Origin of the sequence: Streptomyces sp. f51 (genome assembly GCF_037940415.1) — a bacterium.
Taxonomy (GTDB): domain Bacteria; phylum Actinomycetota; class Actinomycetes; order Streptomycetales; family Streptomycetaceae; genus Streptomyces.
Genome location: NZ_CP149798.1, coordinates 845866 through 868201 on the forward strand (window position 1 = coordinate 845866; position 22336 = coordinate 868201).

At 70.8% G+C, this 22336-nt stretch carries 21 protein-coding genes; 12 read left to right on the forward strand and 9 right to left on the reverse strand.

Translation table 11 applies throughout. The features are described from left to right. Positions 1-44 precede the first annotated feature (44 nt). Positions 45-1367 (forward strand): MFS transporter, encoded by a 1323-nt coding sequence (locus WJM95_RS03795; protein ID WP_339128032.1) that lies wholly within the window; start codon positions 45-47, stop codon positions 1365-1367. A gap of 617 nt (positions 1368-1984) precedes the next feature. Here WJM95_RS03795 and WJM95_RS03800 read toward each other — a convergent pair. Continuing rightward, on the reverse strand, positions 1985-3178 hold the full coding sequence (locus WJM95_RS03800) for an ROK family transcriptional regulator (protein WP_339128033.1): 1194 nt from the start codon (positions 3176-3178) through the stop codon (positions 1985-1987). A gap of 271 nt (positions 3179-3449) precedes the next feature. Here WJM95_RS03800 and mmsA point away from each other — a divergent pair, with 271 nt between their 5' ends. The 3 genes from mmsA (at position 3450) to WJM95_RS03815 (ending at position 7479) form a co-directional block, all read left to right on the forward strand. Next, the gene (mmsA, locus tag WJM95_RS03805) at positions 3450-4997 is read left to right on the forward strand and encodes a multiple monosaccharide ABC transporter ATP-binding protein (RefSeq protein ID WP_339128034.1); all 1548 of its coding nucleotides are present in this window, start codon (positions 3450-3452) and stop codon (positions 4995-4997) included. Continuing rightward, positions 4994-6292, forward strand: coding sequence for a multiple monosaccharide ABC transporter permease (gene mmsB / locus WJM95_RS03810; protein ID WP_339128035.1), 1299 nt, complete (start codon positions 4994-4996; stop codon positions 6290-6292). Before mmsA ends, mmsB begins: the two co-directional genes overlap by 4 nt. 80 nt (positions 6293-6372) lie before the next feature. Further along, positions 6373-7479 carry a sugar-binding protein gene (locus WJM95_RS03815; RefSeq protein WP_339128036.1) on the forward strand — a complete coding sequence of 369 codons (1107 nt, stop codon included), beginning with the start codon at positions 6373-6375 and terminating at the stop codon, positions 7477-7479. A 66-nt stretch (positions 7480-7545) separates the two neighbouring features. Here the strand turns inward: WJM95_RS03815 and WJM95_RS03820 are convergent, their stop codons facing one another. The 3 genes from WJM95_RS03820 to WJM95_RS03830 form a co-directional block, all read right to left on the reverse strand. Beyond that, positions 7546-8391 (reverse strand): fused MFS/spermidine synthase, encoded by an 846-nt coding sequence (locus WJM95_RS03820; RefSeq protein WP_339128037.1) that lies wholly within the window; start codon positions 8389-8391, stop codon positions 7546-7548. Between the two features lie 85 nt (positions 8392-8476). Further along, complete coding sequence (gene tuf / locus WJM95_RS03825) at positions 8477-9646, reverse strand: elongation factor Tu (protein ID WP_339128038.1); 1170 nt, start codon at positions 9644-9646, stop codon at positions 8477-8479. Positions 9647-9991: 345 nt separating this feature from the next. Then, the gene (locus WJM95_RS03830; RefSeq protein ID WP_339128039.1) at positions 9992-10726 is read right to left on the reverse strand and encodes a DNA alkylation repair protein; all 735 of its coding nucleotides are present in this window, start codon (positions 10724-10726) and stop codon (positions 9992-9994) included. A gap of 49 nt (positions 10727-10775) precedes the next feature. Between WJM95_RS03830 and WJM95_RS03835 the strand changes: the two genes are divergently transcribed. After that, positions 10776-11594 carry a VTT domain-containing protein gene (locus WJM95_RS03835; protein ID WP_339128040.1) on the forward strand — a complete coding sequence of 273 codons (819 nt, stop codon included), beginning with the start codon at positions 10776-10778 and terminating at the stop codon, positions 11592-11594. A 39-nt stretch (positions 11595-11633) separates the two neighbouring features. Here the strand turns inward: WJM95_RS03835 and WJM95_RS03840 are convergent, their stop codons facing one another. Continuing rightward, complete coding sequence (locus tag WJM95_RS03840) at positions 11634-12809, reverse strand: thiolase family protein (protein WP_339128041.1); 1176 nt, start codon at positions 12807-12809, stop codon at positions 11634-11636. A 107-nt stretch (positions 12810-12916) separates the two neighbouring features. On the opposite strand from WJM95_RS03840, the gene WJM95_RS03845 reads away from it, so the two are divergent. The 6 genes from WJM95_RS03845 (at position 12917) to lnt (ending at position 17653) form a co-directional block, all read left to right on the forward strand. Next, positions 12917-13378 (forward strand): helix-turn-helix domain-containing protein, encoded by a 462-nt coding sequence (locus tag WJM95_RS03845; protein ID WP_339128042.1) that lies wholly within the window; start codon positions 12917-12919, stop codon positions 13376-13378. A gap of 138 nt (positions 13379-13516) precedes the next feature. Further along, a complete protein-coding gene (locus WJM95_RS03850) occupies positions 13517-14392 on the forward strand; it encodes an undecaprenyl-diphosphate phosphatase (RefSeq protein ID WP_339128043.1) in 876 nt (291 codons plus the stop codon). A gap of 106 nt (positions 14393-14498) precedes the next feature. Then, entirely contained in the window at positions 14499-14672 is a 174-nt protein-coding gene (locus tag WJM95_RS03855; RefSeq protein WP_339128044.1) for a hypothetical protein, read from the forward strand. Positions 14673-14941: 269 nt separating this feature from the next. After that, a complete protein-coding gene (locus WJM95_RS03860; RefSeq protein ID WP_103552016.1) occupies positions 14942-15121 on the forward strand; it encodes a hypothetical protein in 180 nt (59 codons plus the stop codon). A gap of 188 nt (positions 15122-15309) precedes the next feature. Continuing rightward, entirely contained in the window at positions 15310-15795 is a 486-nt protein-coding gene (locus tag WJM95_RS03865) for a nuclear transport factor 2 family protein (protein WP_339128045.1), read from the forward strand. A gap of 271 nt (positions 15796-16066) precedes the next feature. Next, positions 16067-17653 carry an apolipoprotein N-acyltransferase gene (gene lnt, locus WJM95_RS03870; protein ID WP_339128046.1) on the forward strand — a complete coding sequence of 529 codons (1587 nt, stop codon included), beginning with the start codon at positions 16067-16069 and terminating at the stop codon, positions 17651-17653. On the opposite strand, the gene WJM95_RS03875 is transcribed toward lnt, so the two are convergent. Further along, positions 17571-18482, reverse strand: a complete 912-nt coding sequence (locus WJM95_RS03875; protein WP_339128047.1) for a Gfo/Idh/MocA family oxidoreductase — start codon at positions 18480-18482, stop codon at positions 17571-17573. The two genes, lnt and WJM95_RS03875, sit on opposite strands and share 83 nt — an antisense overlap. Before the next feature lie 240 nt (positions 18483-18722). Here WJM95_RS03875 and WJM95_RS03880 point away from each other — a divergent pair, with 240 nt between their 5' ends. Next, positions 18723-19184: a hypothetical protein gene (locus tag WJM95_RS03880; protein ID WP_339128048.1), complete on the forward strand. Its 462-nt coding sequence runs from the start codon at positions 18723-18725 to the stop codon at positions 19182-19184. Between the two features lie 15 nt (positions 19185-19199). Here the strand turns inward: WJM95_RS03880 and WJM95_RS03885 are convergent, their stop codons facing one another. The 3 genes from WJM95_RS03885 to WJM95_RS03895 form a co-directional block, all read right to left on the reverse strand. Then, on the reverse strand, positions 19200-19757 hold the full coding sequence (locus WJM95_RS03885; protein ID WP_339128049.1) for a hypothetical protein: 558 nt from the start codon (positions 19755-19757) through the stop codon (positions 19200-19202). 122 nt (positions 19758-19879) lie between these two features. Beyond that, positions 19880-20563 carry a uracil-DNA glycosylase gene (locus tag WJM95_RS03890; protein WP_339128050.1) on the reverse strand — a complete coding sequence of 228 codons (684 nt, stop codon included), beginning with the start codon at positions 20561-20563 and terminating at the stop codon, positions 19880-19882. 134 nt (positions 20564-20697) lie between these two features. Continuing rightward, positions 20698-22278, reverse strand: coding sequence for an ABC transporter substrate-binding protein (locus WJM95_RS03895; RefSeq protein WP_339128051.1), 1581 nt, complete (start codon positions 22276-22278; stop codon positions 20698-20700). Positions 22279-22336: the final 58 nt, after the last annotated feature.

The window sequence follows — 22336 nt, forward strand, 5'->3', positions numbered from 1 at the left end:
CCTCGGGTTTGGCAAGTCGGGCACCGGGCGGCCATAGTCTCCCGGTGACCTCAGCCGCCGACCTCGCCCGACCCTCCCGCCGCCCCTCATGGGCGGGCCGGAACTACACCCTCCTGACCGCCGCCGCGGTCGTCACCAACCTGGGCAGCCAGGGCGCGCTGATCGCCTCGGCGTTCGCGGTGCTCGGCGCGGGCGGCGACGGAGGCGACGTCGGCCTCGTGGCCGCGGCGCGCACCTTGCCCCTGGTGCTGTTCCTGCTGATCGGCGGAGCGGTCGCGGACCGGCTGCCACGGCATCGGGTGATGGTCGCGGCCAACGCCCTCAACTGCGTGTCGCAGGCGGCGTTCGCCGTCCTGGTCCTCTCCGGCGAGGCACGGCTGTGGCACATGATGCTGCTGTCCGCGCTCGGCGGCACCGGGCAGGCCTTCTTCAACCCGGCCGCCGAGGGCATGCTGATGTCCTCCGTCCGCGGCGAGCAGGCGAGCCGCGCGTTCGCGATGTTCCGGATGGCGATGCAGGGCGCCGGCGTGGGCGGCGCGGCCCTGGGCGGTGCGCTGGTGGCCGTGATCGGACCGGGCTGGGTGCTCGCCGTGGACGCGGTGGCCTTCGCGGTCGCCGGCGCGCTGCGTGCCTTCCTCGACGTCAGCCACATACCCCCGCGCGAGCCCGGCGGCGGTCTGCTCGCCGATCTGCGCGACGGCTGGCACGAATTCGTCGGACGGCCCTGGCTGTGGACGATCGTCGCGCAGTTCTCCGTGGTGGTCGCGGTCGTCGGGGCCGCCGACGCGGTCTACGGTCCTCTGGTCGCCCGGGACAGTCTGGGCGGGCCGGGCCCCTGGGGTCTGGCGCTCGGTGCCTTCGGCGCCGGGACCGTGGGCGGCGCACTGCTCATGACCCGCTGGAAGCCCCGCCGTCTGCTGTTCGCCGGCACCCTGTGCGTCTTCCCGCTCGCGGCACCCGCGGCCGCGCTCGCGATCCCCCTGTCCGTCGGACCGCTGTACGCCGTGATGTTCGTCAGCGGTCTGGCGATCGAGGTGTTCGGCGTGTCGTGGATGACCGCGCTGCACCAGGAGATACCCGAGGACAAGCTCTCGCGGGTGTCCGCGTACGACTGGTTCGGGTCGATCGCGATGGTTCCGCTGGCCACGGCGCTGGCGGGTCCCGTGGAGCAGGCCTTCGGCCGCACGCCCGCGCTGTGGGGCTGTGCCACGCTCGTCGTCGTGGTCACGGCGGCGGTGCTGTGCGTTCCGGACGTACGGAATCTGACGCGGCGGTCCCGGGCGGTGGCACAGGGCACGCCCGCGACGGCGTCCGACGCCGGACGCGCCCCCGTCGGTACGGAGGAATCCACCGGCCGCCTCGGCTGACGGAACGGGCCCCTGACCGGGACGTGCTGGGCCACGACGGGCTTTGCCGGTGCGGGCTGCCGTGCCGACGCGGGCTGGATCGGGGCGGGCTGTGCCAGGGCGGGCTGAATCGGGGCGGGCTGTGCCGGGGCGGGCTGAATCGGCGCTGGCTTTGCTAGCGCAGGCTGAATCGGGCCGGGCTGTGCCGGCACGGGCTGAATCGGGCCGGGCTGATCGGGCCGGGGCAAAGCGACGGCGCCTGGCGGAGCGCCGTCACAGTCGGTCGGACGGCCGGCTCAGCCGGAACAGCCGGCCCGGTCGGCTCCGCCGGAACAGCCAGCCCGGCTGGCTCACTCGGAGCGGCCAGCCCGGTCGACTCAGTCAGAAAAGCCGCCCCGTCCGCTCAGCCGGAACAGCCAGCCTGGTCGACTCACTCGGAACAGCCGACCTGTCAGCTCAGCCGGAACAGCCAGCCCGGCTGGCTCACTCGGAGCCGCCGGCCCGGTCGGCTCAGTCAGAACAGCCGCCCCCGTCCGCTCAGTCGGCCCCGTCGGGCCTCATCGGCTCAGTCGGCCCCGTCGGGCCCCGTCGGCCGGGTCGGCCGGGTCGGCCCCTGCGGCCCCGTCGGCCCCTGCGGCTCAGTCCGACAGCAGTGAGGACAACTGCGGCGAGTACGTCGCGTGCAGCACCAGCGCGGCGCTGCCGATCACGGCGGCGTCCGCGCCGAGCGGGGACGCGGCGACCTGCACCGTACGGATGTGCCGGGCCAGGGGTCTCGCGGCCAGCGCCGAGGCGACGATGTCGACGTACCGCGCCTCGATGTGCTGGAGGCCGTGACCGCCCAGGATGATGAGATCCACGTCGATGAAGTTGGCGATGCTGACCGCGAGCGAGCCGACGTGTTCCGCGGCCTCGTCGATGACGGCCGCCGCGACGGGGTCACCGGCTCCTGCCGCGAGCCGGATCGCGGCATGGTCGACGGAGCCCGGATCCCTCGCGAACAAGGACGCGAGGGCACTGTCGCCGCCCGGGTCCGCGGCGAGCCGACGGTGTGTCGCGGAGACGATCGCGGACGGGTTGACGAGTCCCTCCAGGCAGCCCCGGTTGCCGCAGTAGCACTCCGGTCCGTCGGGCAGCACCGAGGAGTGACCGAACTCGCCGGCGTTGAACGAGCCACCCCTGTACACCTGGTGATTGAGGATCAGACCTCCGCCGATGCCCGTGCCGAGGTACAGGTAGGCGAAGTTGGCGACGCCCTTGCCGACCCCGGACCAGCGTTCGCCGATGGCGGCGGCGGTGGCGTCGTTGTCCAGGGTCACCGGCAGCCCGGTGGCGTCGCTGAGCATGCTCTGCAAGGGCACCCGGGTCCAGTGCGCGAGCTGCGGCGGAGCGACGATCACCCCGAGTTCCTGGTCGATCGGTCCCGGCGTCGCGAGACCGAGTCCCAGCACCTTCTCACGCGGCACCTTCGCCTCGTCCAGCACCTCGGCGACCAGGTCGGCCATGGCGGACACGACGTGGGACGGATCGGTGCCGGGCGGGGTGGGCCGCCGGATGACGACCAGCGGCCGGCCCAGCAGGTCGACGACGGCGCAGGTGAGTTCGACCGGGTCGAGGACGAGCCCCACGGCACTGCCGGCGTCGGCGTTGATCCGCAGGGTGGTTCGGGGCTTGCCTCCGCTGGCGACCCGGCTGGCTCCGTCCTCGCGAACGATCCCCTCGTCCAGCAGCCGGCGCACGATGCCGGAGACCGTCTGGGGGGTGAGGCCGGTCCGCTGAGCGATCTCGACCCGGCTGATGCCGTCCGTGAGTTGGATCTGGTCGAGGACCACCGCCCGGTTGTATCGCCCGACCTTGGGAAGATTTGTTCCTGCTTGCCGCACGAATCGTCCTCTCTTGTGCCAGCTCACTGACAATACCGCCGCCGGGGCGTTGACTTAGTAAAACAAATGGATTTAAAGTCCGGTCCCGCAGACGAAACACGCAGGAGCTGGAGGCACCAGGCAGTGCCATCGGAGGCAAGTTGATGTCCAAGAGAATTCGCGTCCCGCACCGCTCGGACTCGGGCGACCGGCGCGGCCTCCGCAGCGCGGGGTTCCGCTCATGAGTGGCACACCGGTCCTGCTGGAGATGCGATCGATCACCAAGACGTTCCCGGGCGTGAAGGCCCTGGAGGACGTCAGCCTGGTGGTGAACGAGGGCGAGATCCACGCGATCTGCGGCGAGAACGGCGCCGGCAAGTCCACGCTCATGAAGGTGCTGAGCGGGGTGCACCCGCACGGCAGTTACACGGGCGACATCGTCTACCGCGGCGAGAGCGTCCAGTTCCACGACATCCGGGCCAGCGAGCAGGCCGGCATCGTGATCATCCATCAGGAACTGGCGCTGGTCCCGGGCATGTCGATCACCGAGAACCTGTTCCTCGGCAACGAGCCGCGCAGACGCGGTGCGATCGACTGGAAGACCGCGCAGCGGCGGGCCGTCGAACTGATGGAGCAGGTCGGACTCCGGGAGGACCCGGACACGCTGATCAAGGACATCGGTGTCGGCAAGCAGCAACTCGTCGAGATAGCCAAGGCGTTCGCCAAGGACGTGAAGCTGCTCATCCTCGACGAGCCGACCGCCGCCCTGAACGAGGCCGACTCGCAGCATCTGCTGGATCTGCTGCGCGGCTTCCGGGAGCGGGGGATCACCTCGATCATGATCTCGCACAAGCTCAACGAGATCGAGGCGGTCGCCGACACCATCACGATCCTGCGCGACGGCCGGACCATCGAGAGCCTCGACGTCAAGGCCGACGGGGTCAACGAGGACCGCATCGTACGGGGCATGGTCGGCCGGGAGCTCAACAGCCGCTTCCCCGACCACACTCCCGCCATCGGCGAAGTGTTCTTCGAGGTCAGCGACTGGACGGTGCGGCACCCGAGCGCGGAGGACCGGCTCGTGTGCAAGGGCTCGGCCTTCACCGTCCGGCGCGGCGAGATCGTCGGCTTCGCCGGACTCATGGGAGCCGGGCGCACCGAACTGGCCATGAGCCTGTTCGGCCGCTCCTACGGCCACTACCTCTCCGGCCGGGTCTTCAAGGACGGCAGCGAGATCCGGCTGAAGTCGGTGGCGGACGCCATCAAGCACGGACTCGCCTATGTCAGCGAGGACCGCAAGTCCATCGGCCTCAATCTGCTGGACGACATCAAGACCTCGATGGTGGCCGCCAAGCTGTCGAAGATCGCCCGGCGCCGGGTCGTCGATCCGGTGCGCGAGCACCGTGTCGCCGAGGAGTACCGCCAGAGCCTGCGGATCAAGACGCCGAGTGTCGACGAGGGCGTGGTGAAGCTCTCGGGCGGCAACCAGCAGAAGGTGGTCCTCGCGAAGTGGATGTTCACCGATCCCGACCTGCTGATCCTCGACGAGCCGACCCGCGGCATCGACGTGGGCGCCAAGTACGAGATCTACGGGATCATCCAGCGGCTCGTGAGCCAGGGCAAGGGCGTCATCGTCATCTCCTCGGAGCTGCCCGAGCTCATCGGACTGTGCGACCGCATCTACACGGTGTTCGAAGGCGCCATCACCGGTGAGGTGACCCGGCAGGAAGCGAACCCGGAACTCCTGATGAAGAAGATGACCTCTCTCACGAAGACAGCGACCACATGAGCCGCATCACAGAACTTCAGAAGAACCTCTTCGGAGGTACCACTTCCAACGCCCGCCAGTTCGGCATGATCTCCACGCTCGTGGCGATCGTCGTGCTGTTCCAGATCTGGACCGGAGGGCTGACCCTGACCTCCGGCAACCTGATCGCCGTGGTCAGCCAGTACTCCTACATCCTGATCCTCGCGATCGGCATGCTGATGGTGATCGTCGCCGGCCACATCGACCTCTCGGTCGGTTCGGTCGCCGCGTTCACCGGCATCGTGGTCGCCAAGGTGATGCAGGAGTACTCGCTCCCGTGGCCCCTGGGCATCGTGCTGGGCCTCCTGGTGGGCGCGGCGATCGGCGCCTGGCAGGGCTTCTGGGTCGCCTACGTGGGGGTGCCGGCGTTCATCGTCACCCTGGCCGGGATGCTGCTGTTCCGGGGCGGCAACCAGTACATCGGCAACGCCGACACCGTGCCGGTGCCGACGGGCTTCCGCGACATCGGTGCCGGATTCCTCCCGGAGGTCGGCCCCGACACCGGTTACAACAACCTGACCCTGCTGCTGGGCCTCGCCGCCTGCCTCGGCGTGGCGTGGCGGGAGTGGAGCGCGCGCAAGACCCGGCGCGAGATGAACGCCGACGCCCCTCCGCTGTGGGTGGCCGGGGTACGGCTGGCCGTCATGCTGACCGTGATCATCTTCGCGACGCTGCGCTTCGCCGGCGGCCGGATCGGGACCAGCGTGCCCATCTCCGGCATCATCCTCATCGTCCTGGTGCTCGCCTACTCGTACTACACGCGCAACACCATCGGCGGCCGGCACATCTACGCCGTCGGCGGCAACTCCCGCGCGGCCGAGCTGTCCGGTGTGAAGCTCAAGCAGGTCAACTTCTTCGTCATGATGAACATGTCCGTCCTCGCCGCGCTGGCGGGCATGATCTTCGTGGCGCGCTCCGCGGCCTCCGGCCCCCAGGACGGACTGAGCTGGGAACTCGACGCCATCGCGGCCGTGTTCATCGGCGGTGCGGCGGTCTCGGGCGGCCTCGGAACCATCAGCGGCTCCATCGTCGGTGGTCTCGTCATGGCCCTGCTCAACAACGGCCTCCAACTGGAGGGCGTCGGCTCGGACATGGTCCAGATCATCAAGGGCCTGGTCCTGCTGCTCGCCGTCGCCTTCGACGTCTACAGCAAGAAGCAGGGGCGCTTCTCGATCATCGGGACTCTGACACGCCCCTTCCAGCGCGACGAGCCGACGATCCCGGCCCAACCGTCCGGGCAGTCCGCCCATTCCGACAAGGCAGAGGTCACGAGCTGAGCGCCGAGTCGTCACCCAGCACGCCGTCCTGCACGGCGTCCCACTCACCCCGTACCACCGTAAGAAAGGCTCACCCCACCATGCGCAGAGGCATCATCAGAGGGATCGCCGCCGTCGGCGCCGTCGCACTGCTCGGCCTGGGCACGGCGTGCTCCAACAACCGTGAGGGCTCCACCTCCGGCGGCGGTGACGCCAAGGGATTCGCGAAGAACTCCCTCGTCGGCGTAGCGCTTCCCGCGAAGACCTCGGAGAACTGGGTGCTCGCGGGCGACCTGTTCACCAACGGCCTCAAGAGCGCCGGTTTCAAGGCCGACGTGCAGTACGCGGGAGCCTCGACGACGGTCGCCGACCAGCAGGCGCAGATCTCCTCCATGGTCACCAAGGGTGCCAAGGTCATCGTGATCGGCGCGACCGACGCCTCGCAGCTGTCCACCCAGGTGGCCGCGGCCAAGCAGGCGGGTGCCAAGGTCATCGCCTACGACCGTCTCATCACCAACACCAAGGACGTCGACTACTACATCGCGTTCGACAACTACAAGGTCGGCCAGCTCCAGGGCCAGGCCCTGATCAACGGCATGAAGGCCAAGAAGCCGAAGGGCCCCTGGACGATCGAGCTGTTCTCCGGCTCCCCGGACGACAACAACTCCAAGGTGTTCTTCGACGGCGCGATGAGCGTGCTGAAGCCCCTCATCGACAAGGGCGACATCGTTGTCGGGTCGGGCCAGACGGCCATCAAGCAGACCGCGATCCAGGGCTGGAAGGCGGAGAACGCCCAGTCCCGCATGGACGGCCTGCTGACCTCGACGTACAACGGCAAGAAGAAGCTCGACGGCGTCCTGTCGCCGAACGACACGCTCGCCCGCGCGATCATCACCTCGGTCAAGGGCGCCGGCAAGCCGGTCCCGGTCGTCACCGGCCAGGACTCCGAGGTCGAGTCGGTGAAGTCGATCATGGCCGGTGAGCAGTACTCGACCATCAACAAGGACACCCGCAAGCTCGTCGCGGAGACCATCAAGATGGTCCAGTCCCTCCAGAAGGGCGACAAGCCGCAGATCAACGACACCAAGTCGTACAACAACGGCTCCAAGGTCGTCCCGTCGTACCTCCTCCCGCCGGTCATCGTGACCAAGGAGAACGCGGCCGAGGCGTACGCCAACGACCCGCAGCTGGCGCCCCTCACCAAGTAACGGGCCCCGACGCCGCTGTCCCGCCCCGGAGTTCACCGGGTGCGGGACAGCGGCGTTCCTGGCGTGTCAGCCGATGCCGAAGGACCCGCCGGGCGGCTCGGGCGACATGACGGCGTCCTCGTCGCGCACCGCAGCGGCCGAGCCGATGAAGTCCCGCAGCGCGGCGCCGTGTTCGACCCGTGCCGGGAAGGTGTCGGCGGCGGTACGGCGGGCCAGGACCGCCGTGTCGAGCGGGTGGTGGGAGGCCACGAGCACGGCGTTTCCGAAGCGCCGGCCGCGCAGCACGCCGGGTTCGGCGATCAGCGCGATCTCCTCGAACACCGTCGAGAACGTGGCGAGTTGGGAGCGGAGGAAGGCGAAGGGCGCCGCGTCCGCGAGGTTGGCGAGGTAGACACCGCCGGGGCGCAGCACGCGCTCGGCGGCGCTCGCGTAGGCGGTGGAGGTCAGATGCGCCGGCACGCGCGAGCCGCCGAAGACGTCCGCGATCAGGATGTCGACGGAGGCGGGGTCGGCGGCCTCGGTCCACGCGCGGGCGTCGGCCCGGTGCAGCTCGATGCCGGTGCCCTCGGGCACCGGCAGACACTCGACGATCATGTCCAGCAGGCCCTTGTCCGCCTCGACCACGTCCTGGCGCGAACCGGGCCGGGTGGCCGCGACGTAGCGGGGCAGGGTGAGCGCCCCGCCGCCGAGGTGCAGCACGTCCAGGGCGCGCCCCGGTTCCGCCACCGTGTCCAGCACGTGCCCGAGCCGCCGGGTGTACTCGAACTCCAGGTGCGTCGGTTCGTCCAGGTCGACGTACGACTGGGGCGCGCCGTCCACGGTCAGCAGCCACGCCCGCTCGCGGTCGACGTCGGGCATCAGCTTGGCGGTCCCGTGATCCACGGCCCGCGTCACGGGTATCGGCTCGTCCACGGGTCCATTGTGCGGCACTCGCGGGACGCGAACGGGGCCCGCCCCGTCAGGGGTGGGCCCCGCGTCACCGTCCTTCGGCCGGGCGTCAGCCGACCGAGGTCACCGTCCCGGCGCCGACCGTGCGGCCTCCTTCGCGGATCGCGAAGCCGAGACCGGGCTCCAGCGGCACCTCGCGGCCGAGCTCGACCGTCATGTCGACGGTGTCGCCGGGCCGGGCGACGGGCAGCTCGCCGAGGTCGACGTCGCCGACCACGTCGGCGGTGCGGATGTAGAACTGCGGCCGGTACCCGGTGGCGACCGCTGTCGTACGGCCGCCCTCGCGCGTCGACAGGACGTAGACCCGCGCCGTGAAGCGACTGCTGGGCACGACGCTGCCGGGCGCGGAGACGACGTGCCCGCGGCGGACCGCGTCGCGGGGCACTCCGCGCAGCAGCAGCGCCACGTTGTCGCCTGCCTGCGCCTCCTGCATGGGCTTGCCGAAGGTCTCCAGGCCGGTGACCACGGTGTCGACGCCGGCGCCGAGCACCTCGACCCGGTCTCCGACGTGGACCGTGCCGCGCTCCACGGCACCGGTGACGACCGTTCCGCGTCCGGTGATGGTGAGCACGTTCTCGACGGGCATCAGGAACGGCGCGTCGAGATAGCGCTCGGGCATCGGCACATAGGTGTCCACGGCGTCGAGCAGCGCGTCGATCGAGGCTGTCCAACGGGGGTCCCCCTCAAGGGCCTTGAGGCCGGACACCCGTACGACGGGCACCGAGTCGCCCCCGTAGCCCTGCGCGGAGAGCAGTTCGCGGACCTCCAGCTCGACCAGGTCCGTGAGCTCCTCGTCCCCCGCGTCGGCCTTGTTGAGGGCGACGACGATGTGGTCGACGCCCACCTGCCGCGCGAGCAGCACGTGTTCGGCGGTCTGCGGCATGATCCCGTCCAGCGCGGACACGACGAGGATGGCCCCGTCGAGCTGGGCCGCGCCGGTGACCATGTTCTTGACGTAGTCGGCGTGGCCCGGCATGTCCACGTGCGCGTAGTGCCGGGTGTCGGTCTCGTACTCGACGTGCGCGATGTTGATGGTGATGCCGCGCGCGGCCTCCTCGGGCGCCCGGTCGATCCGGTCGAACGGGACGAACGTGCCGGAGCCGCGCTCGGCGAGGACCTTGGTGATGGCGGCGGTCAGGGTGGTCTTGCCGTGGTCGACGTGACCCATGGTGCCGATGTTCAGGTGCGGTTTGGTGCGCACGTAAGCCGTCTTGGGCATGGCGGTTCCTCGAAGCCTCTTCGATGTCGGCGGAGCCGAGTGATGGTCCCGGCGCGGCCGGGACGGGGACCCCCTGGAGTGACCGACCCTCCCCCTGCGGGGTCCGCCGGACGATCCGGGAAGGGTCAGCTTCGGGCGCCGTCGACGGCTGCCGCGATGATCTGGACGGCAGCCTTCGGCGCATCCGCGACCGCGGATGCTGCGAGGAGGAAGGCGTACCGGAACATGAGGAGATCATCTCCGACGGTTCCGGCCGCGTCGAACGATTTTCGGTGCCCCGGGGACCGGTGGGGTCCGGGTGGTGCCGCGGGGTCCGTGGGGTTCGTCCCGGGTGGCGCCCGCGCCTCAGGGACCGATGTTCTTGAGCGCCTCGCGCACGGACAGCGGCGCGAGCCTCGCCCGCTCCGCGGTCACGAAGTCCCGTACGGCGCCCGGGTCGGTCTTGGCGTATTCGCGCAGACACCATCCGATGGCCTTGCGGACGAAGAAGTCGGGATGGCCGGACTGCCGGACGCAGTACGCGAAGAGGCGCCCGGTGTCGGTGGCCTCCTTGTACCGGAGCTGATGGAGCAGGGCGGTGCGGGCGACCCACAGGTCGTCGTCCTCGATCCAGGCGTCCATGTCGGCGCGCAGGCGCGGATCCGCGGCCACGAGACCTCCCACCACGTGCGCGGCGAGCAGGTCGACGGTGTCCCACCAGGGGACGGTGGACACGAGGTGACGGGCCACCGGCAGGAAGCCCGACGACAGGCGTGACACGTGGCGGCGCAGATAGTCGACGGCGAAGTACTGGTACTCGCGCTCCGGCAGCCGCCAGCAGCGCAGCGCGAGCGCGGTGCAGTCCCGTTCGGCGGGCCGCGCGGTGTCCCGGAGCACGGTGCGGGACAGGGCCCGGCGCTCGGGGGTGGTCAGCCCGAGGAAGGGGGCGACGTCCTTCATGTACGCGCGCATCGAAGCGGCCCGCTCGGGGTCGGCGGCCGCCGGATAGACGGTCGTGAGCCGGTCCAGGAGGGTGTCCGCGAGAACGCTGTCCGGCACCTCGAACCGCGCACCCGACGTACCGGAACCTGTGACGCCCATGAGACGAACCATACGGCGATCACACACACGCGTCGGCTAATGTCGCCGGATGCTCGATGCCACCCTCCGCTCTGGGGGCACCGCCACGGCCGCTCCCCCGGCCGCCGTCACGGAACTCGCCGTCGCCGCCGACCAGGTCGCCGGCCCGGAGATCTCCGTCGCCGCACCCGCGGTCCGCGCCGCCGAACGCACCGACCTCTCCGGGCGCCTGCTGAGAGCACTGCTCTCGCCGTGGTCGCGGCTCTGTCTGCTGGTCGTCCTGCTCGCGGCGGCCGCGTCGAGCGTGCTCCTCTTCGACCCGCAGCGGCTGCTCGCCGACGGCTGGCCGCCGCAGCTCGGCGGCGCCGCGGCGGCCGTCGCGTTCGCCGTGGCGTACGGACTGTGCACGGTCGCCTTCGTGCCCCGGCCGCTGCTCAACCTGGCGGCCGGCGCCGTGTTCGGATCGCAGCTGGGTCTGGGAACGGCGCTGGTGGGCACGGTGCTCGGCGCGGGCGTCGCCTTCGGGCTCGGCCGGATCCTCGGGCAGGACGCGCTGCGGCCGCTGCTGCGGGCCCGCTGGCTGAAGGCGGCGGACGGTCAGCTCAGCCGGCACGGCTTCCGTTCCATGATGGTGGCCCGGCTGTTTCCCGGGGTGCCGTTCTGGGCCGCGAACTACTGTGCCGCCGTCTCCCGTATGGGCTGGCTTCCCTTCCTGGCCGCGACGGCGCTCGGCTCGATCCCGAACACCGCCGCGTACGCCGTCGCCGGCGCCCGGGCCTCGTCGCCGACCTCCCCGGCCTTCCTGATCGCGATGGCCCTGATCACCGTCCCCGCGCTGGTCGGCACGGTGGTGGCCTGGCGCAAGCGCCACCACCTGCGCGGCCACTGACACCCGCAGGGCACCGGTACGAGGGAACGGCCGCGCCCGTTACGGACGCACGGCCTCCAGGATCATCGCGTTCGCCAGTCCCCCCGCCTCGCACATCGTCTGGAGTGCGTAGCGGGCGCCCCGGGCGCGCATCGCGTGCACGAGGGTCGTGGTGAGGCGGGTGCCGCTCGCGCCGAGCGGATGGCCGATCGCGATGGCTCCGCCGTGCACGTTGACCTTGGACAGGTCGGCTCCCGTCTCCTGCTGCCAGGCCAGAACGACGGCGGCGAAGGCCTCGTTCACCTCGAAGAGGTCGATGTCGCCGAGGCCGAGGCCGGCCCTGCGCAGCACCTTCTCGGTGGCCGGGATGACGCCGGTGAGCATCAGCAGCGGATCGGAACCGGTGACGGCGAAGCTGTGCAGCCGTGCGAGCGGCCGCAGGCCGAGACGGGCGGCGGTCTCGGCGGACGTGATGAGCACGGCGGAGGCGCCGTCGTTGACCGGACTCGCGTTCCCGGCGGTGACGGACCAGTCGATCTGCGGGAAGCGCTCGGCGAATCCCGGGTCGTAGTACGCGGGCTTCAGTCCGGCGAGTATCTCCGGGGTGCTGCCGGGGCGGACGCTCTCGTCCCGGGTGAGCCCCTGGAGGGGCGCGACCTCGGCGTCGAAGAGACCGCCGTCCCACGCCTGTGCCGCCTTGCGGTGCGAGTCGACCGCGAAGGCGTCCATCCGCTCGCGGGTGATGCCCCACTTGGCCGCGATGAGCTCGGCGCTGACGCCCTGCGGCACCAGACCTTCGGGATAGCGCTCGGCGACTCCGGGGCCGAAGGGGTCCGCGCCCGCCGGCACGTTGGACCACATCGGCACCCGGCTCATCGACTCCACGCCACAGGCCACGACCATGTCGTACGCCCCCGACATGACGCCCTGGGCGGCGAAGTGCACCGCCTGCTGCGAGGAGCCGCACTGGCGGTCCACGGTGGTCGCGGGGACCGTCTCGGGGAATCCGGCCGAGAGCAGGGCGTACCGGGTGGTGTTCATGGCCTGCTCGCCGACCTGGTCGACGGTGCCGCCGATGACGTCGTCGACGAGCGCCGGGTCGATCCCGGAGCGTTCGACGAGCGCGCGCAGGGTGTGGGCCAGGAGTTCCACGGGGTGGACGTGGGCGAGCGAGCCGTTCGGCTTTCCCTTGCCCACGGGCGTGCGTACGGCTTCGACGATCACGGCGTCACGCATGGCATGCCTCTCAGATCCGTGAGTGAGTTGGATTTCCAAACCCACTAAGTGACCCAAGAGTAACCTAGTGAGTTGGAACATCCAACCCACCTTCGTAGACTGGCGGCATGAAGGACCCCCGCCCCTGCTCGATCGCAGCGACGCTCGCCCTCGTCGGCGAGAAGTACTCCCTGCTCGTCCTGCGCGAGGTGTCGCTCGGCGCCACCCGCTTCGACCAGCTGGCACGCAACACCGGCGCCCCCCGCGACGTCCTGACGACCAGGCTCAAGCGGCTCGTCGAGGCCGGGCTGCTGGAGAAGGCGGAGTACAGCGACCGCCCCAAACGCTACGAGTACCGGCCGACACGGGCGGGCCTCGAGCTCGAGTCCGTCCTGCTGATGCTGATGTCCTGGGGGGATCGCCACCTCCAGGAGGACGGTTTCCGGCCCATGGTGCTGGAGCACACCTGCGGCCACGAGCTGGTCCCCCAGGTCGTCTGCCGGGAATGCGGCGAGCGGGTCGAGCACGCGTCGGTGACGCCCCACCCGCAGGCCCCGGGCTGGACGGTGACAGGACCCGTCGCCCCGTAGCCGCCGCGTTCCCGGGCCCCCGACACGACGGCCGGCCACGGAGGTTAGGGTTGCCTCAGCGCCCGCGATCACCGCATCCCCGTGATCGCGCGTGCCCCATCTCCCTTTCCGCGATCAGCACTTGGACCACGTGCCTTCATGTCCTGGATTCAATCCCTCGTCCTCGGGCTCGTCCAAGGGCTGACCGAGTTCCTCCCCGTCTCCTCCAGCGCGCATCTGCGCCTGACCGCGGCCTTCGCGGGCTGGGACGATCCCGGTGCGGCGTTCACCGCGATCACGCAGCTCGGCACGGAGGCCGCGGTGCTGATCTACTTCCGCAAGGACGTGGGAAGGATCCTGTCGGCTTGGTTCCGCTCGCTCACGGACAAGGCGATGCGCGGCGACCACGACGCCCAGATGGGATGGCTGGTGATCGTCGGCTCCCTCCCCATCGGGGTGCTCGGCGTCACGCTCAAGGACCAGATCGAGGGACCGTTCCGCGATCTGCGGGTCACCGCCACCATGCTGATCGTGATGGGCGTCGTCATAGGCGTGGCCGACCGGCTCGCGGCGCGCGACGAGACGGGCGGCAGACACCGCGCGGCCAAGCAGCGCAAGGTACTTGAGGACCTGAACACCAAGGACGGCCTGCTGTACGGGCTCTGCCAGGCGATGGCCCTGGTCCCCGGCGTCTCCCGGTCCGGCGCGACCATCAGCGGCGGTCTGTTCATGGGCTACACCCGCGCCGCGGCGGCCCGCTACTCCTTCCTCCTCGCCATGCCGGCCGTCCTGGCCTCCGGCGCCTTCGAACTCAAGGACGCGGCCGCGGAGGGCCACGTCTCCTGGGGGCCCACCGTCTTCGCGACGGTCATCGCCTTCGCGGTCGGCTACGCCGTGATCGCGTGGTTCATGAAGTTCATCTCCCACAAGAGCTTCATGCCGTTCGTCTGGTACCGCGTCACCCTCGGATTCGTCCTCCTCGGCCTGGTGGGCGCCGACGTGCTCAGCCCGCACGCGGCCGAATCGTCGGGCTGAGCGCGCCGCCGGTCAGACGTTCCGGGAACGATGGGCCGTCTGGCCGAACGCTTCTGCGGACCGGGTCGCGACGATTTAGCGTGGCCTCTCCGACTGGAGGTGGAGCATGCCGAAAGATCCCGCGCTGAGCCGGTTGGGCACCGAAGCGCGCAGTGTGAAGTTCCCGGACGGCAGCCGCGGGGTCATCCTCGTGCGGGCCGGTATCCCTCAGGACGAGGCGGAGGCGCTCGCGGCCCGGGTCTGGGCCGAACGCCCCGAGCCCGGCGGCCCGATCGGCTGACGCGAGGAAGTCCGTCAGAGGTCCGATGGAGCACCCCGGGCGATCACACCGGCCGGGGATTCCACCTCCGCCCCTCGGATCCGGCGCATCCGCCGCCCCGCCCGATTCACCCGTCCCGGGGAAACCGGTCCGACGGCCTCAACTCGATCCACGGACCGTGGAGTTCGACCGACGGAGCGGCATCGCCCCCCGCCATCGTGACGCAGCACATACGACGTGCGTAGCCGCCCGGTAGCGCAGTGTCAGTCCTTGCGCCTAGGCTGGTCCGCATGTCCCCCGATGCCACCCCGCCTGGTTCCGTGCGGTCTGCCGCCGCGTTGAACGAACAGATCCGCGCCCTGTGGACGCGGACCGGCGGCTCCCTGTCCGCACAGGAGCGGGCGGAGTACGAACTGTTGATCGTGAAGTGGGCCGAGGCGATACGCGGCGAGATCATCGAAGCCGCGTAGACCCGCCCGGGCTCCCCGCCCCCGGCTCCTGTCCCATCCCGGCACCACCCACGGAACGCCCGCGGCGACCGCCTGCCCCGATCAAGCGGCCACCGCACGCCGGCCGACGCCCGGCCGAAGCCTCCCGGACACCGAATATCCCCGCCCAGGCCCTTGGCGTGGCAGGCGGAGTGGCCAACACTGAGCCGATGACGCAGCGTGTGGAGCTCGCGACCGTGTTGGACCGGTTCTCCGTGGACGAGATCGTCACCGGATACGCGGTGGCCGTCGACGACGGCGACTGGGCCGCTTACCGAGGGCTGTTCGCGCCGAAGGGCCGCGCCGACTACCGATCGGCCGGCGGCATCGAGGGCGACGCCGGCCAGGTCGCCGAGTGGCTCGCGCGGAGCCTGGACCTGTTCTCGATGCGCCAGCATCTGATCGTCAACCGGCGGGTGCGGTTCGGCGTCCTGGAGCAGGACACCGGAGACACCGCCGAGGTACGGGCGGACTACATCAATCCGATGCGGTTCGCCGGACAGGACGGCGACGCGACCGCGCCCGACCTCGTGTGCGGCGGCCGCTACACCTTCGGCCTGCTGCGCACCGCGGACGGCTGGCGGCTGCGCCAGGTGGTCGTCCAGGAGAAATGGCGCCGGATGCCGCAGCCCCGGCCCGCACCCGCGGCCACCTGAGAACCGACCGCCCGCGCCCACATCCACGCCCAGGCCCACGCACACTGCCACGCCCACGCACACGCCTGGGCCTGGGCCCGCGCCCACCGCCACCGCCACCGCCACCGCCACCGCCACCGCCACCGCCACCGAAGGATCTCTCCTCCCCACCGAGGACCGACGCCCCCGGTGCACCGTCTCCTCCGCGCGCCCCTCGGCGGCCGCCACGCCCCCTGTCGTAGATCGCCGCCGACGCGCACACTGGAGACACCACGGGGCAGGGAGGCGAAGGATGAACAGGCCCGACCGCGCACTCGGCCCATGGCTGGTCTCCCCCTGGCGGCGTGGGGTCGTCGCCGTGCTGGCGGGCGCCCTGCCCATGCTCGCGTTCCCCGCTCCGTCCTGGTGGTGGTTCGCGTACGTGGCCCTGGTGCCCTGGATGCTCCTGGCACGATCGGCGCCCACGGGCCGGCGTGCCGCGTACGACGGCTGGCTCGGCGGGTTCGGGTTCCTGCTGGCCGTGCACCACTGGCTGCTGCCGAGCCTGCACGTCTTCCTGGTGGTCATAGCGGCGCTGCTCGGCGCCCTGTGGGCCCCCTGGGGCTGGCTCGTCCGGCGGTTCCTGGCCGGGGTGCCCTCACCGGGCCGGGTCGGTGCCGCCCTCCTCGTCCTGCCGTCCGGGTGGCTGATGGTGGAACTCGTCCGGTCCTGGCAGGGCCTGGGCGGTCCCTGGGGTCTGCTCGGATCGAGCCAGTGGCAGGTGGAACCGGCGCTTCGGCTGGCCTCGGTCGGCGGGGTGTGGCTGCTCAGCTTCCTGGTGGTGGCGGTCAACGTCGCCGCCGCCGTGCTGATCTCGGTGCGTGAGTCCCGTATGCCCGCCGTGGCCGGACTGGTCGCGACGGCGGCCGCCACCTCGGCTGCCTGGGCGTGGTCGCCGCGCCCGGAGGTCGACGGCCGGGTGCGGATCGCGGTCGTCCAGCCCGGTGTCGTGGACGGCAGCATCAGCGGCGACAAGCGCTTCGCGCGTGAGGAGACCCTGACCCGTCAGCTCGTCGGCAAGGGCGCCGACCTGGTCGTCTGGGGCGAGAGCAGCGTCGGCTTCGACCTGGCCGACCGGCCCGATCTGGCCCGCCGCATCGCCACGCTGTCCCACGAGGTCGGAGCGGACATCCTGGTGAACGTCGACGCCCGGCGTTCCGACCGACCCGGCATCTACAAGAGCTCGGTCCTGGTGGGCCCGCACGGTCCGACGGGCGACCGCTACGACAAGATGCGGCTGGTCCCGTTCGGCGAGTACGTGCCCGCGCGCTCCCTGCTCGGCTGGGCCACCTCGGTCGGCAAGGCCGCGGGCGAGGACCGCAGGCGGGGCAGCGAACAAGTGGTGATGAACGTCGGGCACGGCCTGCGCGTCGGTCCCATGATCTGCTTCGAGACGGCGTTCCCCGACATGAGCCGCCACCTCGCCCAGGACGGTGCCGACGTGCTGGTGGCCCAGTCCTCGACGTCCACGTTCCAGCACACCTGGGCCCCCGAGCAGCACGCCTCGCTCGCCGCGCTGCGTGCGGCGGAGACCGGTCGTTCCATGGTGCACGCGACTCTCACCGGTGTCTCGGCCGTCTACGGCCCGGACGGCGGGCGCATCGGCTCGTGGCTCGGCACGGACACCAGCAGCGCGGTGGTCTACGAGGTGCCGGTGGCCCGGGGAATCACTCCGTACGTCCGGTTCGGCGACTGGCCCGTGCACGGGGCGCTGCTGGTGCTGGCGGCGCTGTGCGTGACCGAGGGCTCGCGCGCGTTCAGACTGCGGCGGACCGCTCCTGGACCGCTTGGACCACCCGCTCGCACACCTCGTGAGTCGCCAGCGCGTCCCGGGCGCTGAGCACCTTCCCCGAGCCCACGGCGTCGAGGAACGCGAGAACCGCCTGCTCGATGCCGCGCTGTCTGGCCACCGGCACCCAGTCGCCGCGCCGGCGCACGGTCGGCTGCCCCTTGTGGTCGATCACCTCGGCGAGGTTGACCACCTGCCGCTTGGTGTCCTGGCCCGAGACCTCCAGGATCTCCTCGCTCGAACCGCTGAGCCGGTTCATCACACCCAGTGCGGTGAATCCGTCCCCGGCGAGCTGGAGCACGACATGGTGGAGCAGCCCGTCCTCGACGCGGGCCCGCACCGTCACGTCGTCGACAGGACCTGGCACCAGGAAGCGCAGGGTGTCGACGACGTGGATGAAGTCGTCGAGAACCATGGTGCGGGGCTCCTCGGGCAGCCCGGTGCGGTTCTTCTGCATCAGGATCAGCTCGCGGGGGTGCTCGACGCACTGCGCGTACGCGGGTGCGTGGCGCCGGTTGAAACCGACCGCGAGGCTGACGTTGCGTTCCTCGGCCAGCCGCACCAGCCGCTCCGACTCGCGCAGTTCGTAGGCGAGCGGCTTGTCGACATAGGTCGGTACGCCCGCCTCGAGGAGCCGGGTGACGATCTCCGGGTGCGCGACGGTGGGCGCGTGCACGAAGGCCGCGTCCAGGTCCTGGGCCAGCAGGGCGTCCAGGTCGGTGTGACGCCGGTCCGGCGGCAGGTGAAGGGTGTCGGCGACCCGGTCGAGGGTGGCGGGGGTGCGTGTCTGAAGATGCAGTTCGACCTCGGGCTGCACGCCCAGCACCGGCAGATACGCCTTCTGCGCGATGTCGCCGAGTCCGATGCAGCCGACCTTCACAGGGGTCTCCTTCAGTCGCCGACGCGGGTTCCGTCGGAAGCATACGGCCGCCGCGATCGCCGTACGCGGGCGGCCGGGCACCCGGGTGGCGGTGGGCCGGTCCGCGCGGGGCCTGTGCGCGGGCAGGGTGTCAGCCCGCCGACGTCCGTGGCCGCCGGAGGAGCGGAAGGATCACCCGTGCGGGGCATCCTGTGCGTCCCGGCTCCCTGAATACGGTCCCGAACCAGCAGAGTTGCGCGGGTGTATCGAACGACGACGACCGCGACGCTTCTGGTCGCCGTGGCGGTCACCGCCCTCTCGGGCTGTGTGACCGTCCAGCGGCCGCCCGCCTCCGGCTCACCCGCCGCCCCTTCCGGGCACACCGTGCCGCATCCCGACAGCAAGGGGGGACCCCGGATCGCGCAGGCACCGCCGCGAGAGGCGCTGGAGCGGGTCGGCGCCTCGCGGAAACCCTCACTCGAAGCGCCGGTCAGGCACCGGGTGACTCCCCCGCCACGGGCGGTCGCGCCCCCGGCCCCGCCACGGCACGTCCACCCCGCCCCGCGTCCCGAGCCGCGGCACCACAAGCGCCGTACCGCCGTACCGCCCGGTGCCCCGGCCTTGCCGAAGCATCCGGAACTGTGCGCGCTCGGCAGAAAGTACGGGGGCTGGAAGGCGGACAGCCCGGAGGCGGTTCTCTGCGCGAGGACGTACGGGCGCTGACGGCCGCCGCGGTTCTCAGGGCCGCTGTCTCGGCGGCCCCAGGGTCTCGCCGCCCGGTCCGTCGAAGCGGTCGGAGCCGCCGGCGTCCGCCGGGGTGACGTCCTCCCGCAGCCTCAGCTCCAGCCGGCCGATCGCCGCGCGGACACCGTCGCCGTACCGGTCGTCCGCGAGGACGCCGGCGGCACCGCGGGCCCGGCGCAGATGGGTGCGGGCGGCCTCGGCGCGGCCGAGCTTCGCGTAGTCGGCGGCGAGGTTCAGATGCAGCGAGGGGTAGAACGCGCGGACGGCGAGCGACTGATGGGGCTCGGTGACACGGCCGCCGGTCAGTTCCTCGGCCGCCGACAGGGCCCGCAGGTCCCAGGCGAGTTCGTCGGCGGGGTCGTCCTGGGTGTCCGCCATGTAGTGCGCGAGCGTGCAGCGGTGCAGGGCGTCGCCGCCGTCGCCGATCTCGCCCCACAGGTCCAGGAAACGGCCGCGGGCCTCCTCGCGGTCACCGGCGTGGTGCAGCATGACGGCCTGTCCGATCCGGGTCATCATGGCGTCCGGCGCCGCCTGCTCCTGTTGCTCCGCCACCGCGTCCTCCAGGCTCGTCACTGTCGCTCACGACGCTAACCGCAGCCGGTGGCAATCACGCTCAGGCGCCCCCGTACGCCGCTGGGCCAGGCCGGTGACGGACCTGCCCAGCGGCCGGGCCGTCAGCCGAGGTCGGGGATGCGCCAGTCGATCGGCTCATGGCCCTGGGCGGCCACGGCCTCATTGATCTGCGTGAACGGGTGCGAGCCGAAGAACTTCTTGGCGGACAGCGGTGAGGGGTGCGCCCCCTTCACCACCACGTGCCGCTCCTCGTCGATCAGCGGGAGCTTCTTCTGCGCGTAGTTGCCCCACAGGACGAAGACGGCCGGGTCGGGGCGCTCGGCCACGGCGCGGATGACCGCGTCGGTGAACTTCTCCCAGCCCTTGCCCTTGTGCGAGTTCGCCTCGCCCGAGCGGACGGTCAGCACCGCGTTGAGCAGCAGCACGCCCTGTTCGGCCCACGGCATGAGATAGCCGTTGTCCGGGATCGGGGTGCCCAGCTCCTCCTTCATCTCCTTGTAGATGTTCCGCAGCGACGGAGGGGTCTTGACCCCGGGACGGACCGAGAAGCACAGGCCGTGCCCCTGGCCTTCGCCGTGGTACGGGTCCTGGCCGAGGATCAGCACCTTCACCCGCTCGTACGGAGTGGCGTCCAGCGCGGCGAAGACCTCCTCCCGCGGAGGGTAGACGGGACCCCGCGAGCGCTCCTCCTCGACGAACTCGGTGAGTTCCTTGAAGTAGGGCTGCTCCAGTTCGTCACCCAGGACGCCGCGCCAGGACTCGGGCAGCATGGCGATATCGGTCACGTCAACTTCCTTCGATGTGCGATGACTTCCAGACCACAGAACCTACCGTCGCCCACTGACAATCGGTTCCGGGCCCGCGTCGGGGCCGGACGACGGGTACGGTGTCCCCCTGCGTCCCCGGCCCGGCGGGCTCGCTACCAGCTGGTCTTGCGCTCCAGTTCCCACATCATCATGATCGTCGACGGGTCCAGGGTCCGCTCGGCGCCGGAGATCTCCTCGTTCGCGGCCACGTACTGCCTGCCCTGCCACAGGGGCAGCAGCCGGGCGTCCTCGACGAGGATCTGCTGGGCCTCCTCGAACTGCCTGGCCACCGCACCGCGATCGCGTACGCCGCGTGACCGCGGCAGCAGGTCGTCGGTGATCCGGGGGGAGGGATAGGGCGTTCCGAGGGCGTTCCGCTCCCCCACGAAGGGCGCGATGAAGTTCTCGGCGTCGGGGAAGTCGGGGAACCAGCCGCGTCCGAACACCGGGTACTCGCCGCTGCGGTAGCCCGCTTCGTACGTCTTCCAGGGGCGGCTCCTGAGCGTGACGCTGAACAGTCCCGAGCCGTCGAGCTGACGCTTGAGCTCGCTGAACTCCGGACCGGTCTCGGACCCGTAGCGGTCGGTCGTGTACCAGAGGGTGAGCGGGACGCGCCGGTCGATGCCCGCGTCGTGCAGGATCTTGCGCGCCCTGGCCGGGCTCGGGCTGCCGTAGGTGTCGAAGTAGCCGGTGGTGTGCCCGGCGAGGCCCGCGGGGACCATCGAGTACAGCGGGTCGACGGTGTCGCGGTACACCCGGTGCGCGATGGCGGTCCTGTCGACGATCTGGGCGATCGCGTGCCGGACGGCGATCTTCCCGGCCCACGGGTCCCTGGGGTTGAAGACCAGATAGCTGATCTCGGTGCCCGTGCCGTCGATGAGCTGGATGTTCTTGCGGGCGCCCTGGGCCTGGAGGGCGACGACGTCCGATGCGGCGAGGCCGCGGTAGGTGACGTCGATCTTCTTGTCCCGCAGGGCGCCGACCAGTTGGGCCGAGTCCTGGAAGTAGCGGATCGTCACCGCGTCGTTCCTGCGCTCGGCGAAGCCTTCGTAGCGGTTGTTTTTGACGAGTTCGGCCTTCTTGTCCTGCGTGTAGGAGCCGAGTCTGTAGGGCCCGGAGCCGAAGGCCTTGTCGTCCTCGCGCAGGGCGTCGGCGGGGTAGTGGGCGGGGTCGACGATCGACATCGCGGGCGTCGCCAGGACCAGCGGAAACGTGGCGTCCGCCTTGTTGAGGTGGAAGACGACATCACGCGTTCCCACCGCCTGGACCCGGTCGAGGCTGCCGAGCAGACCGACGGGGCCGCCGCGTACACCGATCTTCCTGATGCGGTCGATGGAGTACTTGACCGCCGACGCGTCGAGCGGGTGGCCGTCGGAGAACGTCAGGTCAGGACGTAGTTCGCAGCGGTAGACGCTGTTGGTTTCATCCGTGAATCCGCACTTCCGGGCGGCGTCGGGACGCGGGGCGACGGAGCCCGTCGGATAGCTCAGCAGGGTCTGGTAGATGTTGCGGAACAGCTCCCACGATCCGTCCCAGGAACCTGCCGGGTCCAGGGTGCTGGGGGCGCTCGTGGTGCCCACCACGATCGGCCCCTCCTCGGCCGGCGACCCCTTGGTGAGCGTGCCGCACGCGGCCACCAGGGTTATGGACGTGACCGCCGCCAGCTGTCGCAGGTATCGGTTCCGGTTGAACACGCACACGCTCCTCGATCCGCCGTCCCAAGGGTCGGCAGACCATATCGCAGCGCCCTGC